The 16,311-nt window shown below is 41.5% G+C and carries 20 protein-coding genes; all 20 read left to right on the forward strand.

Annotated elements, in window-relative coordinates:
• Window positions 1–12: 12 nt before the first annotated feature.
• The 20 genes from V7D18_RS00225 (at window position 13) to V7D18_RS00320 (ending at window position 16,252) form a co-directional block, all read left to right on the forward strand.
• Window positions 13–387: a TIGR02530 family flagellar biosynthesis protein gene (locus V7D18_RS00225; RefSeq protein ID WP_426150290.1), complete on the forward strand. Its 375-nt coding sequence runs from the start codon at window positions 13–15 to the stop codon at window positions 385–387.
• Between the two features lie 83 nt (window positions 388–470).
• A complete protein-coding gene (locus tag V7D18_RS00230; protein ID WP_426150292.1) occupies window positions 471–2,069 on the forward strand; it encodes a flagellar hook-basal body complex protein in 1,599 nt (532 codons plus the stop codon).
• Between the two features lie 64 nt (window positions 2,070–2,133).
• The gene (locus V7D18_RS00235; protein WP_117415677.1) at window positions 2,134–2,337 is read left to right on the forward strand and encodes a flagellar FlbD family protein; all 204 of its coding nucleotides are present in this window, start codon (window positions 2,134–2,136) and stop codon (window positions 2,335–2,337) included.
• 33 nt (window positions 2,338–2,370) lie between these two features.
• Window positions 2,371–3,186: a motility protein A gene (locus tag V7D18_RS00240; protein ID WP_426150294.1), complete on the forward strand. Its 816-nt coding sequence runs from the start codon at window positions 2,371–2,373 to the stop codon at window positions 3,184–3,186.
• 51 nt (window positions 3,187–3,237) lie between these two features.
• A complete protein-coding gene (locus tag V7D18_RS00245) occupies window positions 3,238–4,023 on the forward strand; it encodes an OmpA/MotB family protein (RefSeq protein ID WP_426150296.1) in 786 nt (261 codons plus the stop codon).
• 22 nt (window positions 4,024–4,045) lie between these two features.
• Window positions 4,046–5,086: a flagellar motor switch protein FliM gene (gene fliM, locus V7D18_RS00250; protein WP_426150298.1), complete on the forward strand. Its 1,041-nt coding sequence runs from the start codon at window positions 4,046–4,048 to the stop codon at window positions 5,084–5,086.
• 48 nt (window positions 5,087–5,134) lie between these two features.
• Window positions 5,135–5,494: a response regulator gene (locus tag V7D18_RS00255; protein ID WP_104438793.1), complete on the forward strand. Its 360-nt coding sequence runs from the start codon at window positions 5,135–5,137 to the stop codon at window positions 5,492–5,494.
• Between the two features lie 24 nt (window positions 5,495–5,518).
• Window positions 5,519–5,965: a flagellar basal body rod protein FlgC gene (flgC, locus tag V7D18_RS00260; RefSeq protein WP_117415681.1), complete on the forward strand. Its 447-nt coding sequence runs from the start codon at window positions 5,519–5,521 to the stop codon at window positions 5,963–5,965.
• Between the two features lie 50 nt (window positions 5,966–6,015).
• Window positions 6,016–7,386 carry a flagellar motor switch protein FliN gene (gene fliN / locus V7D18_RS00265; RefSeq protein ID WP_426150301.1) on the forward strand — a complete coding sequence of 457 codons (1,371 nt, stop codon included), beginning with the start codon at window positions 6,016–6,018 and terminating at the stop codon, window positions 7,384–7,386.
• Between the two features lie 17 nt (window positions 7,387–7,403).
• The gene (locus V7D18_RS00270) at window positions 7,404–7,760 is read left to right on the forward strand and encodes a flagellar biosynthetic protein FliO (RefSeq protein WP_426150303.1); all 357 of its coding nucleotides are present in this window, start codon (window positions 7,404–7,406) and stop codon (window positions 7,758–7,760) included.
• A gap of 10 nt (window positions 7,761–7,770) precedes the next feature.
• The gene (gene fliP / locus V7D18_RS00275) at window positions 7,771–8,430 is read left to right on the forward strand and encodes a flagellar type III secretion system pore protein FliP (RefSeq protein ID WP_426150305.1); all 660 of its coding nucleotides are present in this window, start codon (window positions 7,771–7,773) and stop codon (window positions 8,428–8,430) included.
• A 17-nt stretch (window positions 8,431–8,447) separates the two neighbouring features.
• Complete coding sequence (locus tag V7D18_RS00280) at window positions 8,448–8,708, forward strand: flagellar biosynthetic protein FliQ (protein WP_426150307.1); 261 nt, start codon at window positions 8,448–8,450, stop codon at window positions 8,706–8,708.
• Window positions 8,709–8,735: 27 nt separating this feature from the next.
• Window positions 8,736–9,497: a flagellar biosynthetic protein FliR gene (fliR, locus tag V7D18_RS00285; protein WP_426150309.1), complete on the forward strand. Its 762-nt coding sequence runs from the start codon at window positions 8,736–8,738 to the stop codon at window positions 9,495–9,497.
• 23 nt (window positions 9,498–9,520) lie between these two features.
• The gene (gene flhB / locus V7D18_RS00290; RefSeq protein ID WP_117415687.1) at window positions 9,521–10,582 is read left to right on the forward strand and encodes a flagellar biosynthesis protein FlhB; all 1,062 of its coding nucleotides are present in this window, start codon (window positions 9,521–9,523) and stop codon (window positions 10,580–10,582) included.
• 41 nt (window positions 10,583–10,623) lie between these two features.
• Entirely contained in the window at window positions 10,624–12,696 is a 2,073-nt protein-coding gene (gene flhA / locus V7D18_RS00295; RefSeq protein ID WP_426150312.1) for a flagellar biosynthesis protein FlhA, read from the forward strand.
• Window positions 12,693–13,508: a sigma-70 family RNA polymerase sigma factor gene (locus V7D18_RS00300; RefSeq protein WP_242996381.1), complete on the forward strand. Its 816-nt coding sequence runs from the start codon at window positions 12,693–12,695 to the stop codon at window positions 13,506–13,508. Before flhA ends, V7D18_RS00300 begins: the two co-directional genes overlap by 4 nt.
• Before the next feature lie 17 nt (window positions 13,509–13,525).
• A complete protein-coding gene (locus tag V7D18_RS00305) occupies window positions 13,526–14,329 on the forward strand; it encodes a flagellar hook-basal body protein (RefSeq protein ID WP_426150314.1) in 804 nt (267 codons plus the stop codon).
• A gap of 14 nt (window positions 14,330–14,343) precedes the next feature.
• Window positions 14,344–15,117, forward strand: coding sequence for a flagellar hook-basal body protein (locus V7D18_RS00310; protein ID WP_426150316.1), 774 nt, complete (start codon window positions 14,344–14,346; stop codon window positions 15,115–15,117).
• Window positions 15,118–15,150: 33 nt separating this feature from the next.
• Window positions 15,151–15,777 carry a chemotaxis protein CheC gene (locus V7D18_RS00315; RefSeq protein WP_117415691.1) on the forward strand — a complete coding sequence of 209 codons (627 nt, stop codon included), beginning with the start codon at window positions 15,151–15,153 and terminating at the stop codon, window positions 15,775–15,777.
• Window positions 15,770–16,252, forward strand: a complete 483-nt coding sequence (locus tag V7D18_RS00320; protein ID WP_288825990.1) for a chemotaxis protein CheD — start codon at window positions 15,770–15,772, stop codon at window positions 16,250–16,252. The genes V7D18_RS00315 and V7D18_RS00320 overlap by 8 nt, the downstream gene beginning before the upstream one ends.
• Window positions 16,253–16,311 lie beyond the last annotated feature (59 nt).

The following is a 16,311-nucleotide window of genomic DNA, read 5'->3' on the forward strand; positions in this document are numbered from 1 at the left end:
TGGTGATTGAAAATGATAGGAAAAATAAACCAATTTGAAGATGTCCGGCAGCTGAAACTTCGCAGTGCGGCAGGGGTAACGGAATGCGGCAGCAGCTTCAGTGATGTTCTTAACAGCCGGATTGGAGAAGAAGAAAAGCTTCACTTTTCCAAGCATGCGACAGAACGGGCGAATCAGCGGGGGATCGACGTGACACCATCATTTTTAGATGATCTGCAATCTGCTGTGGAAAAAGCTCGTTTAAAAGGTGCAAAAGATGTTGTTATTATCAGTGAGCGGGGAGCGTTTATTGTAAATGTTCCTAATAACACAGTGGTAACAACCATGTCGGGAAATGAAATGAAAGAGAACATTTTTACCAATATTGACAGTGCCGTTTTATTATAGCCGGACCATTTATGGGGGCTTAACCTGGATGTCTGACTGACATCGGGAGGCGGCAGTTTCAAAAAGAGAAAGGATTAAAAAATATGGTCAGATCAATGTTCGCTGGTGTTGCAGGACTTAGGGCACATCAGTCAAAGATGGATGTTATCGGTAATAATATAGCAAACGTAAATACATGGGGATATAAAGCTGCGAGTATGTCTTTTAAGGATGCTATGTATCAGAACAGCAGTTCCGGATCTGGTGGTAACACCGAAACCGGAGGGATCGGTGCTGTAAATGCGAACCAAATTGGTTATGGAGTTAATACTGGCGCAATTACTTACGATTTTTCAACCGGAAGCATGTCACCTTCTTCAAATGGACTGGATTGTATGATTGATGGAACCGGATTTTTCATTGTTGGTCCTATGTTAAATGGCGGATCCCTGTCATTAGAGGGGGATGATGCAGTGAAGTCAAGTGGCCTTTATTTATCGCGAGTTGGTAAATTTAAAGTGGATCCCAATGGTTACCTAACAGATGACAGTGGTAGTTACGTATATGGATTCGGTTATGATCAGGACAGTAAGGAATATGCAACGGGATCACTGGTTCCATTAAAGCTGCCTAATCAATCGGTGCTTAATAAGATGAAAAATGATAAAAACAGCGCTGATGTGACTGCAGCTAAGAAAGCTTTGAGTGATGCACAGGCTGCATATAATAGTCAGAATGCGATTTTGTCAGCAGCAAGACAGGCATATGTTACAGCCCAGACTAATTATCAGACTCAATATGATGCGTTGGGCATTGGAGCCAAGGAAACAGCATTAGCCACTTTAAATACTGATATGGTAAATGCTTATAATGCCTGGAAGAATGCCACAACTGACCCGAGTAATACTTTGAGAGATGCTTATTATGCAAAACTTAAGGATTATGAACAGGCTGATTATGATTTAATCAAGCTGAAGGCTAAGCTGGTAGCACCTACTGCAGAGCAAACCATCCCATCTCCTGATAATCATTTTTCGGACTATCAGACCAAATTAGAGGCTTTTCGGACTGCTGATGAAACTCTAGCAAGTTATGCTACTATAAAGCAAGAATATGAAGATGCAAAAAAAGCACTGGTTGATTTTAAAAACAAATTGAGTACATTGGAAGATGGTTCTCTTCAAAGTGTACGCGATGCAGCTAAAATTACTGTGAGTACAGAAGAGACAAAACTTGAAGCAGCCAAGAATGCTGTTACGAAGGCACAGGCTAATTTGACCACAGCTCAGACCACTGCAGCATCTTCAAGCACCAGTACAAGCAGTGGAACATCTACAGACGATGCTCTTGCTGAGTTTGCAAGCTATAAGATTCAGACGGATGGAACTATTGTTGGTACTACCGCAAATTCTCAGCCAGTTAATATCGGTAAGATAGCGCTGGGAAGTGTTCAGAACATGGGCGGTCTGGAAAAAGATTCCGGCTATTATTACACTGTCGGTGCCAGTGCCGGTAATGTTAGCGTATTTCAGGGCGGTGGTTCAGAAGGCCGTATCATGGGCAATTACTTAGAAATGGCCAAAGTAGACCTCGCCACAGAAATGACAGATATGATTACCACACAGAGAGGTTTCCAGGCGAACTCCAAAATCATAACTGTAACCGATCAGATGCTGGAAGAATTAGTTAATATGAAACGATAATTGGTTTCACAACAATCCGGGGAGGTATTAATTCCGCCTTCCCGGACTTAAGGAGAGGTAATATATGATTCGTCTTACAAGACTGAATGATGAGGAATTCATTATAAACTGCGCACAGATTGAGCGGGTGGAATCAATACCGGAATCCAATGTTATCCTGGTAAGCGGGAAGCATTATGTAGTGAAGGAAAGTGTTGAGGAAATTATAGACCGGGCGATCGATTACAATGCCCGAATCTATGCCCGCGGGAAGAATATGAAAGATTAATCCGGGAAATGCCTGGACAGTTGGAGGTTATTCATGGACATATCGTTGATTGTAGGCTGGGTAGTTGGTATCGCTCTGATAATAAATGGAATTGGCATGGATAAGCTGGGAAATTTTATAGACATGCCCAGTGTACTTATTGTAGTTGGTGGTACGATTGCTGCTCTGATAGCAAGTTTTCCGTTTAAAACGTTGGCGCAGATTCCAAAGCACATTGCAATCATGCTCAATCCCAAGAGATACGATGCTGAAAAAGTAATTGATACTATGGTTGACATGGCAAAGACAGCCAGAAAAAAGGGATTACTGGTTTTGGAGGAGCAGGCTAACGGCATTAAGGATCCCTTTTTGAAACAGAGCATTATGCTGATCGTGGATGCGATGGATGCGGAAAAAATAAGAGAAATGCTGGAAAGTGAAGTTTCAGCTATGTCAGAGCGTCATGATCAGGACGTCAGCGTGTATGAAAAAGGAAGCTCACTGGCACCTGCATTTGGTATGATTGGAACCCTGGTGGGACTGGTAAACATGCTGAAAGGTATGAATATGGATGGCAACGGATCCAACAGTATAGGAAAGGATATGTCGGTAGCCCTGATCACCACTTTCTACGGCAGTGTTTTATCAAACTTGTTATTTGTTCCTATGGCAAAGAAACTCCGGCTTCGGAATGATGAGGAATTATTGTACAAGCAGATAATAATAGAAGGGGTTTTGTCCATTCAGGCTGGAGACAATCCGAAATACCTGGAAGAAAAGCTATTATCTTATCTTTCCCAGGCACAGCAGAACAAGATCCTGAAGAAACGGTCAGGCGGAGGCAGTTCAGGCAATAATGCAGATTCCTGATGAGCAGTAAATTTACAGCATTTATTTTAACAGGGAAACAGGTGGTTAATGATGAAGAAAAATAAAAAGCCGGAAGAGCTTGGAAGCTGGATGGATACATATGGAGACATGGTTACATTGTTGCTGTGCTTTTTTGTTCTTCTGTATTCAATGTCCTCCATTGACCAGTCGAAATGGAAGATTCTGGTGCAGAGTTTTAATCCCAGTGCTGTTGAATCATCGGATCAGATTGTGTTGGATGCCAATGCGAAAGATGGTGAGGGGGAATTAAAAGGAAATCCACCTGCGGAAGGCGGAGAGAGTACAGATTTTGACGAATTGTATCTGATGCTGAAAAAAATAATTGATGATCGGAATATGCAGGATTCTGTCGAAATTACACGTGGAGATGGCTTCACATTTATCTCATTTCGTGATAAAGTATTTTTTGATGGAGACAGTTCTGTACTCAGGCAGGAAGGCAAGGATGTCCTGAGTGAGTTTGCAGCTGCCATGGCACAGGCCAATAGCAATATTAAGGAAGTTCAGGTGTTGGGACATACCTCACAGGGGAATCCGGACAAACCAAATAACATACGTAATGACCGTATGTTGTCTGCGCAGCGTTCCGCAGAGGTCATTATCTATCTGCAGAGTCAGAATGCTGTTGCACCGGAAAAACTGGTAGGGATGAGTTTTGGACAGTTTCGCCCTATCGCACCGTTTGATACCAATGAAGGATGTGCAAAAAACCGCCGTGTGGAGATCTTAATAACTAAAAATGATACCGTTGAAAAGTCCCTGGAAGAGTATTACAATCAGGTGTATCACAATAGTGAGAACAATACGGGCAATTAAATAATAAGCGGGAGTGAAACAAATGGCTGAAGTATTATCCCAAAGTCAAATCGATGCGCTTCTCAATTCCCTGAGTGGAACTGATGAGCCAATTGATGAGATTGAGAAAAAGGAAAATGAAGTAAAATACCGGAAATATGATTTTTACAGTCCGAAGAAATTTACCAAGGACAGACTGAAAATTTTAAAGAGTATATTCGACAATTATTCCAGAATAGCAGGCTCCCAGATCAGCAGTATATTTCGGACTACCAGCGAATTGTCCGTATTTACCGTTGAGGAACAGAGATATTATGAGTTTGGTAACGCACTTAGTGATAATGATGTTCTTACTGTAGTCAACGTAACACTGCCCAACAACAGTAAAAATCCTCCGCTTCTTATTAATGCAAGTATGACGCTGATGCTCAATTTAATTGACCGCATGCTGGGAGGTGTGGGGGCTGATATTAATGTAGATGAATCCTATACATATACAGAGATCGAAATGGCTCTGTATCACAGAGTAATTCAATATATAATCGGTGCATTAAGGGATTCCTGGTCCAGCTATATTAATTTAAATTTTGAACTGACAAGGCTGGAAGAAAATCCAAGTATGTTTCAGGAAATTGGTGTGGATGAAACCATTGTTATTGTAGTGATAGATGTAGATATGAAGGAGTGCTCAGGAAGACTGAATGTATGCATTCCAGGGTCTCTTCTTATGAATATTTTTGACATCATGGACAAGCGCAAACATAGTGCGCTGGGTGAAGAAGCCAACAGCCAGGACAACAGGAGAGAGATTATGCATAGTATTAAATCCTCAGATTTACTTGTCAGGGCCCAGCTTGATGATACCTCAATTTCACTCGATGATGTATATAATCTTCATGTTGGAGATGTAATCAATTTGAATACGCCAAAAGATTCTGATGTAAAGCTTTTTGTAGAAGGCCAGCCATGGTTTAAAGGTCAGCTGGGCGTTCACAAGCGGAATGTAGCTGTTAAAATTGATGATATGGCTGTTAAAATTGATGAGCAGGATGAAAATGGAAATTACCAGACCAGTGAAAGCTGAGTCAGGGATTACATAAAGAATTATAGGATAATAAAGGAGATGTAAAAAATGGCAAAAATATTATTAGTAGATGATGCAGCATTTATGAGAATGATGATTAAGGACACGCTGACAAAGAACGGATATACCGATCTGTATGAAGCAGCTGACGGAGCTCAGGCTGTTCAGATGTTTACAGAGATAAGCCCTGATCTTATCATCATGGATATTACCATGCCTAATATGGATGGACTGGAAGCGTTAAAAGCGATTAAAGCAAAGGATCCCAATGCAGTCGTTGTTATGTGCTCCGCCATGGGACAGGAAAGTATGGTAATTGAAGCTATTAAATCAGGAGCAAAGGATTTTATTGTTAAGCCATTCAAACCGGACAGAATTTTAAAGACAGTTACTGGTATAATCGGTTAAGCTGATTCATTGAGGAGGGTACAAATGTCGTTTTTAAGTTCGATGAATATCAGTGCGTCTGCTATGACTGCCCAGCGTCTCAGACTTGATATTGCATCACAAAATATCGCGAATATCGATACTACCAAAACGGCTTCCGGCGGCCCATACCGAAGAAGAATGGTGGTCCTTGAAGCGCAGAATGAAAACAATTTCCGCAGAACCTTAATGAATGCAGCAGGAAAAAGCCGCCAGCAGAGCGCAGGCGGAGTCAGGGTATCACAGATAGTGGAAGATACCAGTCCTTTGAAATCCGTTTACGACCCGGAGCATCCGGATGCAGATGAGAACGGCTATGTTCAGATGCCTAATGTGGATCTGATAAAGGAAACAGTAGACAGCATGTCTGCAACCAGGTCCTATGAAGCCAATATAACCGCATTTAATGCCATAAAGATGATGGCTTCCAAGGCTTTGGAGATTGGGAAATAAGGTAAAATATGGCATAGAGGGCTAAATGAGTATAAAGGGAGAAAAGTTGTATGGATTCGAATAATTTTAGCGCATTTGAGATTGATGCCATAGGTGAAATTCTAAACATAAGCCTGGGTGCCTCAGCCACTGCAGTATCTACCATGCTCAATGCCAGAGTTGATATCACCACACCAGTAGTAAGGGTTTTGACTAAAAGTGAGTTCGAAATATCAAACCTGGAACCGGCAGTGGGTGTGGAGATTACTTACATTGCGGGTCTTAGCGGAAGCAATATTATGCTCCTGAAAAAGCATGATGTTAAGGTTATCGTAGATATGCTGATGGGAACGGAAACCCCGGAAGAGGATTTTGAATTAAATGAATTAAATATCAGTGCTATCTGTGAAGTAATGAATCAGATGATGGGTGCTTCTGCAACCGCTCTCAGCGAATTTTTAAGCAAGGCGGTCAATATTTCAACCCCTACTTCTTTTGAGATTGAAGATGTGGGAGATTTTAAAGAAAAATACTATCATGACGAAGATTTAATGGTTGTTGTTGGCTTTAATTTAAAGATAGCCGATCAGATGGCCAGTGAGTTTATTAACGTGATGCCTCCCGCTCTTGCAAAAGAACTGGTAGCAGGATTCTTTCCTCAGGCAGAAAGCGAACCGGAAGTAGAAACTGCTCCTGCAAAAGCTCCGGAACCTGTTTCTGAACCGGCTTCATCAGGCGGCATATTATCCCAGGAAGAAATTGAAAAACTTCTTGCAGGCAGTTCAGCTCCAGAACCACAGCCCCAGCCGCAGACACCTCCAAAGCAGGAGTCTTCAGGTGGTATCTTGTCCCAGGAGGAAATTGAGATGCTGTTAAACGGAAGCAAGGCAACGGACGCAGCGCCGGCACCTGCACCTACACCAGTCCCAACACCTGCACCTGCTGCACAGCCGGTATTTTCCATGCCGACAATGCCAACCCAGATGCCGGATACAGACAATTCTGCCATGCAGCAGATGATGAATCAGATGCAGATGCAGCAGCAAATGATTAACCAGATGCAGCAGATGATTCTGCAGATGCAGAATTCACAGATGAATATGCCGAAGAAAGAAGCTCCGGAGCCAAAGACCATCAATGTGAAGCCTGTACCTCAGAATAACCTTACAGATGGACAGGTAAGCTTCGAGGAGCAGGAAGAAAACCGTGAGCTGATTATGGGAGTGCCTTTAGAGGTATCTGTGGAAATCGGAAGAACCAGAAAACTGGTCAAAGAAATACTGGAATTTACAAAGGGTTCCCTTGTTATTTTAGACAAGCTGGCTGGAGAACAGGTTGATCTGTATGTAAATGGAAGATGTATTGCAAAAGGTGACGTAGTGGTTGTTGATGATAATTTTGGTATTCGTATCTCGGAGATAATCAAAAGGAACGTTGAATAGAGAGGAAGTGCCTGTAGATGAACAGTGTGATCAGTCTGTTGTCGGTACTGATTATTACCATTCTCATTCTGTACTTAAGCTATATATTTACGAAAAGTATCGGAAAAGGAATGGGCTTAAAACGCGGGGGAAATTATATGCAGATGCTGGACCGGCTTCCCCTTGGGCAGGATAAGTCTATTGCGGTAGTTCGTGCAGGCAGCCATTATTTTCTTATTGGTATTGCTTCTTCACAGATTACGATTCTTGCAGAACTGACGGAGGAGGATATTCAAAAAGGTCTGGATATCCCAAATCCTCAAGTGAGAGAGGGATACCCTGATTTCATCAGCATTCTGAAAAAATATACGGACAAAAACCGGAAAGACATGTAGGAGGAACAGAATGAATACAGATGCCTTAGTTAACATTAATGGAGGCAGGGTGCCTACCCTGGAACTTTTCCTCATTCTGACCATTATATCGCTGATGCCTTCTATTCTGGTTATGATGACTTCCTTTACCAGAATCATCATTATCCTTTCTTTTACCAGGAATGCTCTTGGAGTACAGCAGACGCCGCCCAATATTGTTCTGGTAGGTATTGCGTTGTTTTTAACACTGTTTATTATGGATCCGGTTATAAAAGATATCAATACGGAGGCTTACCAGCCATACATTAAAGAAGAAATAAACCAGTCGGAGGCACTCAAACGGGCTCAGGTACCAATGAAGCGTTTTATGCTGAAGCAGACGGAAACAAGTACGTTAAATCTGTTTGTAGATCTTTCCAATACAGAAAAAGCGGAAAAAATTGAAGATTTACCAATGACAGTAATCATTCCATCATTTATGACATCGGAGTTAAAACGTGCATTCACTGCAGGCTTTATGATTTTTCTTCCATTTATGCTGGTGGATATTGTTGTTTCCAGTACACTGATGTCAATGGGTATGGTAATGCTGCCGCCCGCCATGATATCGCTTCCATTTAAGCTGCTTTTGTTTGTTACAGTTAATGGCTGGGAGTTATTATTCACAAATCTCGTTAAAAGCTTTCACTAATGACAGGAGGAAACTTTATGACAGAAGTTGCACTCAGCACCCTGATGTACGAAATGTTCGGAGCGGCCGTTAAACTGGCAGGGCCGGTTCTGGTGGTCAGTATGATTATTGGTATTCTTATTTCCATACTGCAGGCTGCAACCCAGATCCATGAACAGACCATTACCTTTGTGCCCAAGCTGCTTGTTGTGGGACTGATGCTTTTGATGATGGGCAGTAATATGATGAAGACGCTCAGTGATTTTACCGTACATATATTCAATACCATGCTGGGGTAGATTTGGATACACGAAAGGAAGAGTTAAATGCCGGATATAGGACAGATGATGCTTTTCTCCCTGATTTTCATGCGGATGTCAGGTTTTATACTTCTGAATCCCATTTTAGGAAGACGGAATATACCCGGTTATGTGAAGGGCGGTACGATTATGGTATTTACCCTTCTGCTGTATTCGTTTTCTTCTTCTCAGGTGCCGGAGCCAGTTACTTCCATCGAATATGCGGTGCTTCTTATTAAAGAATTTGCGATGGGTTATGCGATTGGATTTGTTATGGAACTGTTTGTCATGATAATCACATATGCTGGAACGATTATAGACTTTCAGATGGGACTATCCATGGCCACCGTATTTGATCCTCAGAGCAACGCGCAGGTTGCGGTTACAGGCAGTATCTTTCATGCATATTTCATATTATTGTTTTTTGCAGTAGACGGTCATCTGGCCCTGTTTAAGCTTCTGATCCAGTCGTCTGAAATTGTGCCTTACGGACAGGCTGTGATTGGGACAAAAGTTGCATGGGCCATTCTTGAAGTATTTATTCAATGTATTGTTATGGCACTTAAATTTGCTTTTCCTATAATGGCAATTGAGTTTATAACGGAAATAGCGGTAGGAATTTTGATGAAGATTATCCCACAGATCAATGTATTTGTAGTTAATATTCAGGCAAAGGTTTTAATTGGTTTATTAATGCTTATATTCTTATTTTCACCTATGTCTGATTATGTAGGTGTCATTATCAGTCAGATGCTTCTGGCAGTGGAGAATATGATCAGGATTTTATAGCGCAAAGGATGTGATGAACGGAAATGGCAGATGATTCCAAAACCGAGAAGGCCACACCGAAAAAACGGCGGGATGAACGTAAAAAGGGTCATGTTGCAGTTAGTAAGGATGTGGTTATGATCGCTACTCTTCTTGGAACTTTCGTGATGCTGAAAGCGTTGCTTCCGCTCATGTATCGGACCATGCGGGATTATATGATCAAATATGTCAGTCTGGCTCCGGCAGCAGATACACTGTCAGATTATACAACAGGGGTTTTCTGGGATACGGTAATTGCTATTTCAAAAGCAGCGATTCCAATCATTCTTGTTTCCACCTCTCTGGCGATTCTTGGAACAGGAATACAGACAGGATTTTTATTTACAAAAAGTAATATGGCTCCCAAGTTTGAACGACTGAATCCCATTAAAGGGATTAAAAATCTACTTTCTTTAAAAAGTCTGGTGGAGCTTATCAAGAATATGGTTAAAATTACCATTCTTTCAGTAATTTTATATCAGATTATAAAAAGTGATTTAAGAGCAGTGGCAAGAACCATTGATATGAATTTAATGGATTCGGCAGTATACGTTCTGGATGCCATTATGGATATGGTGATAAAGGTATCGATTGTATTTATGGCAATAGCCGGCTTTGACTATTTCTACCAGTGGTGGGATTATGAACGTCAGATTAAGATGTCAAAGCAGGAGATGAAAGAGGAATACAAGCAGACGGAAGGAAATCCGGAAATTAAAGGGCGTATCCGAAACTTACAAAGAGAAAGAGCCCGCAGCAGGATGATGCAGTCAGTTCCTACTGCAGATGTAATTATTCGTAACCCGACCCATTATGCGGTAGCACTGCGTTATGACATAGAAAAAGATAATGCACCTGTTCTGCTTGCCAAGGGTCAGGATGAACTTGCTTTAAGGATTGTAGCCATAGGCGAGGAAAATGGAATCTATGTGCTGGAAAACAAACCTCTTGCAAGAGGAATTTTTGCCAGTACCAAAGTGGGGGAACAAATCCCTCCGGAATATTATGGTATGGTCGCTGAGATTCTGGTATACGTATACCGTATGAATAACAAGATCATAGAGTAGAAAATGCGGCATAGATACTTGAAAGAAATGGTGTAAAAAGAATGAAGACTTTACTTAAAAATTCCGTTGTAGTATTTGTCATTACAATTGTGCTTCTTTTGATCATCCCATTGCCTCCATTTTTTATGGATGTAATGATTATAATAAATATTTCCCTATCCATGATTATCCTGTTGATAACCATGAACATTAAGGAGCCTCTGGAATTTTCCATATTTCCATCGCTTCTGTTAATAACCACACTGTTGCGGCTTGGACTTAACGTATCTTCCACCCGTAATATTTTAACCAGAATGGGATCATCCGGTCTTGTCATTAAAGCCTTTGGTGATTTCGTTTTACAGGGAAATGTTGTAGTTGGTTTTATTATATTCCTTATTATTGTTTTAGTAAACTTTCTGGTTATTACAAAAGGTACAGAGCGTGTATCTGAGGTTGCAGCCAGATTTACCCTGGATGCCATGCCAGGTAAGCAGATGGCGATTGATGCAGATTTAAGTTCCGGTCTGATCAATGAACAGGAAGCAAAGCTGAGACGATATAAAATCCAGAAGGAAGCAGACTTCTATGGCGCCATGGATGGTGCCACCAAATTTGTTAAGGGCGATGCAATTGTTTCTCTGATTATTACCGCTATCAATTTTATCGGCGGTGCCATCATTGGTATTGTTCAGTCAAATATGCCCTTTAATGAGGTTCTGACTGTATATAGTATTGCTACGGTAGGTGATGGACTGGTATCCCAGCTTCCTTCCCTTATGATAGCGGTAGCTACCGGTATGGTTGTTACCAGAGCCGTATCAGACGGCAGTTTGAACGAAGATGTATCAGCACAGTTTTTGGCCCAGCCAAGAGCCATTATGTTAACCGGTTTCGTAATGGTTGTGTTGATGCTTGTACCGGGAATGCCTAAACTCCAGCTTGGTCTTATGGCGGTCCTGCTTATGGGAACCGGCTATCAGCTGGAACGTAAGGTAAAGCAGGCTGCCTTTAAAGAGGTGGAGCAGCATCAGAATCCGTTCATGGAGGATACCAGCCAGCAGACACCTTCCGACGAAGAATCCTATTACAGGGATGTAAACAATGTTTATTCCCTTATTAGTGTAGAACCCATAGAACTGGAATTTGGCTACAGTCTCATTCCTCTGATTGATGAAGGCAGCGGAGGAAAAATGATTAACCGTATCGTCATTTTCCGCAGACAGTATGCTCAGGACATGGGATTTGTCATTCCATCAGTCAGACTGAGAGACAGTTCCAGCTTGAATACAAACCAGTATGTGATTAAAATCAGAGGCGAAGAAGTAGCAAAGGGTGAAATCCTTGTAGACTACTACCTTGCACTGGAGCCCCAGGTCCTTTCCGGGGAAGTGGATGGAATTGAAACGATAGAGCCGGCTTATGGAATTCCAAGTAAATGGATCCGTCCCGAAAATAAAGAAATGGCCGAAATTTATGGTTATACAGTTATTGATCCCCTGTCAGTTATGCTGACCCATTTGTCGGAGACTATCAAACAGCATGCATATGAGCTGCTTGGAAGGCAGGAAGTTATGCAGCTACTGGATAATGTTAAGAAGCATTCGGCAGAACTTGTTGAAGAGCTGTTTCCAGGCCAGCTGTCTTACGGCAACTTTCAGAAAATACTCAACAGCCTGTTGAAGGAAGGTGTGCCGATTAAAGATATGGAGACCATTTTAGAGACCATTGTCGATGCTCTTTCTACAACCAGAGACATTGATCTCATAACTGAGAATATCAGAATTGCTTTAAAGAGAACCATTACCAGAATGTTCTGTGATGGAGGTCAGATGAAAGTTCTGACTCTGGATGCAGATCTGGAGAAAAATATTATCAGCAGCATGGCCAAGGGTGAACAGGGTGTATATCTGGCGCTCAGCCCTGATGTGATGCAGTCGGTGATCGGTCAGCTGGGAGAACAGATAAAGAAGTTCAATGACCTGGAACAAAAACCTGTGGTTCTTACAAGTCAGGTAGTAAGGTTGTATTTTTACCGGCTGATTGAGCAATTCTATCCTAATGTATATGTTCTTTCATTTAATGAAATTGCAAATAATATTCAGATCCAGGCAGTCGGAAATATTACCGTTTGACAGGGTTTAATGTCAGAAAGGCAGTGTTAATCGGAATGGAGCAGGAGTTAAGCCAATATACCAATGAAGATTTACTAATTAAATATAAGCGTACTAAGGATATTAAAATCAAGCACGAGCTGGTAATGCGTTACATGTATATGGTGAAGAGCATTTCTATTCAAATGCGTGATGTCTATTTAAGCTTTGCTCAAATAGAGGATATCGTTAATGAAGGTGTATTGACGATCATGAATGGGATTGAAAAATTTGATCCTGATATGAATGTGAAGTTTGAAACGTATATTTCCAAGCGAATTCGTGGTATGATTATAGATATGGCAAGAAAGCAGGACTGGATACCAAGAAGTGTCAGGAAAAATGCCAAGGAGCTGGATAATACGGTTATGGAATTATGCAACCGTCTGGGACGTTTTCCATCTTCAAAAGAAACTGCTGATTATTTAAATGTATCCCTGGATAAATATCAGGAAGCATTGGGAAAGACGAATGTTTACAGTGTGATATCCCTTGACATGGTTTTGGAGGGAAGCAATGATAACAAGAAGACAGTCCAGCTGCCATCCATCAGTGAGAATGACCAGCCGGAATCTCACTATCTTCAGGAGGAATTTAAACAGATTCTGGTATCTGCCATAAATAATCTTAAAGAAAATGAACAAAAGGTTATTTCTTTATATTATATGGACGAATTAAATATGAAAGAGATTGCCAGGATCATGAATGTCAGTGAACCAAGAATTTCACAGATCCACTCGAATGCGATTCAAAAGCTGAGACTGAATCTGACTAATTTTATAAATGGGAAATAGGAAAGGGGAATAGCGGGATGTTTCAAGGATTTTATAATCTGGCTTCCGGAATGCTTTATCAAAACCGGAATTTAAATACCATCAGTAATAATATGGTAAATGTTAGTACTCCTGGTTTTAAATCAGACCGAATGACCAGCACCACATTTAAAGATGAGATGCTTTACAGGAGCGGGAATGTCAATAAAAGCAATCCCGTTCAGATTGGTACTGCATCCATGATGCGTACCGTAGCGGGTGTGAAGACCAGTTTTAATCAGGGGAATGTGGAAGAGACCGGAGGAAATTTAGACTTTGCTTTAACAAAGCCTGGATTTTTTACGATTGAGGGTGCTGACGGAAATCGTCTCTATACAAGGAACGGTTCTTTTGATATTGATCAGGAAGGGTATCTTTGCTTATCAAATCTGGGCAGAGTACTTGGCGAAGACGGAAATCCCATTGAAATGACCTCCAATCACATTACAGTTGATCAGTCGGGGAATATATATGAAGTACCGTTAAAAGGACTTAAAACCGATGAAGACAACGCTGACTCTGAGGAGGAAGAGCCAACCCTTCTCGGAAAAATCGGAGTGGTAAATTTCGATGACGAAACCCAGCTTGTAAAAGGGGATAACGGAACCTTCACTTCCCAGGCAGAAGCGAAAACTGTTGACGGAGGACTTATGTGGAAGTCTGTAGAACGGTCAAACATTGATCCAATTGAACAGATGACAGCCATGATGACCAGTCAGAGAGCTTCCCAGAGTGCAGCACAGGTGCTTAAGATGTATGATCAGCTGATGGGAAAAATAGTAACTGATATTGGCAGAGTATAAGGGAGGAACAGCGGATGAATCAATCCTTTTACATAGGCGCGCTGGGCGCCATGAATCAACAGACGAAATTGAATGTGGTATCTAATAACATTGCCAATGTCAACACAGTCGGTTTTAAACCAGAATACAGTGTGTTTTCCGATCTTATCTATACGCAGACAAGGAATTCGCTTGAGAGCCCCAATGTAAAAACCGGCAGCGGGACTAAAATTGACCAGGTAAAAACCAATATGACAGCAATGCCGTATCAGTCAACAGGAGAGGAACATGATTATGCGGTGGAAGGCGATGGATTTTTCATGCTGAAAGATCCTGTAACCGGGGAAATTACATATAGCAGAGACGGACGTTTCCAGCTTGCAAAGACAACGGATAAATTTTATCTTGTGAATGTGGATGGTAAAAGAGTTCTTAATATGGATCAGGAAGAAATCTCCTATGATGTAAAACCGGCATCCTACCCTTCCGAAGAAAACGAAGATGAGGAAGAAGAAACGGAAGAGCTGCAGGAAGATGAACATGATCCTCATGCCATTGGAATTTATACCTTTGCAAATACCAATGGTCTGAAACCCATAGGAGATAATGTTTTTGCTGCAACAGCAGCCAATGGCACCCCCATTCTGCTGGAGAACGCAAAAGTGGTATCTGGTTCGCTGGAGCAGTCCGGCACAGATTTTGCATTGGAGATGACAAGAATGATGGAGGCCCAGAGAGCATATTCCTATGCTCTTAAAATGGTACAGACTTCCGATGAAGTTGAGTCGACAATAAATTCTCTGCGGTAAATATGGCAGAGTTCGATGAAAGAGGGCGATCATATGAAAATAACACGTTATGATGAAATGAATGGGCTTGGACTTGATCTGATACGGGAAATAGGCAGTATTGGTACAGGCAATGCGGCTACTGCACTTTCTTCCATGCTGAACAAGACAGTTCGAATGACACTTCCCGATGTTCAGATTCTTGGATACAACGAAGCCATAAAATTTCTGGGAGATCCGGAGGAAATTGTGGCGGCTATCCTGGTAAAGATGACAGGAGAAATCAATGGTTTAATGCTGTTCATTTTAAAAATGGATTTTATTAATGAAGTCTTATCCAGTGTCATGCAGGAGGAGATTGAAGATTATTACCAGCTCAATGTTTTAGAGACTTCCGCATTGGAAGAGATTGGTAATATTATTATTTCATCTTATGTAAATGCAATGTCAACACTCAGTGAGGTTACAATTAATCTTTCTGTACCGGATATTGCAGTTAATATGCTGGGAGGGATCTTAAGCGTTCCCATGGTGGAATTCGGATATCAGACAGATAAGATGATGATGATAAGCGGACAGTTTATAATAGGAGGAAAAGTCCTTCACAGTGACTTACTAATGATGCCGGATATCATGTCATTGAACTTTTTAATGGAAAAGTTGGGGATTGTAAATGGATAAACAGATAACAGTAGGAATTGCGGACATGAAATTTGCCAGACAGGAGGGGACACTGATCACCTATGCGCTGGGGTCCTGCATTGGCATCTGTTTGTACGATCCTATGATAAAGCTGGGGGCGCTTGTACATATTATGCTTCCGGAAGTATATGGATCAGGAGACGGAAATATATTTAAGTATGCAGATACGGGACTGGCTGAGACATTTAGAAAAATAGAGATTCTGGGAGCCAGAAAACCAAGGCTGATCGCAAAGATTGCAGGGGGGGCAAAGATGTTCGAGCTGCAGGGAAACAGTACCCTCGGTAATATTGGTGCCCGAAATATTGTAAGTGTAAAACAGATTCTTCAAAAAGAGGGGATCCGTCTGGCAGCTTTGGACGTCGGAGAGAATTATGCACGTACGATGTCCATGGATGTAAGCACGGGGCAGGTTAAAATCAGAACTTACGGCAGAGCAGAAATTGTTTTGTAAACATTATGAACTTGCAGAAATCTGCCGATAAATGAACAGGCAGTTGTTTTTGCTGGATT

The organism is Lacrimispora sp. 38-1 (genome assembly GCF_049890855.1).
Classification (GTDB): Bacteria; Bacillota; Clostridia; order Lachnospirales; family Lachnospiraceae; genus Lacrimispora.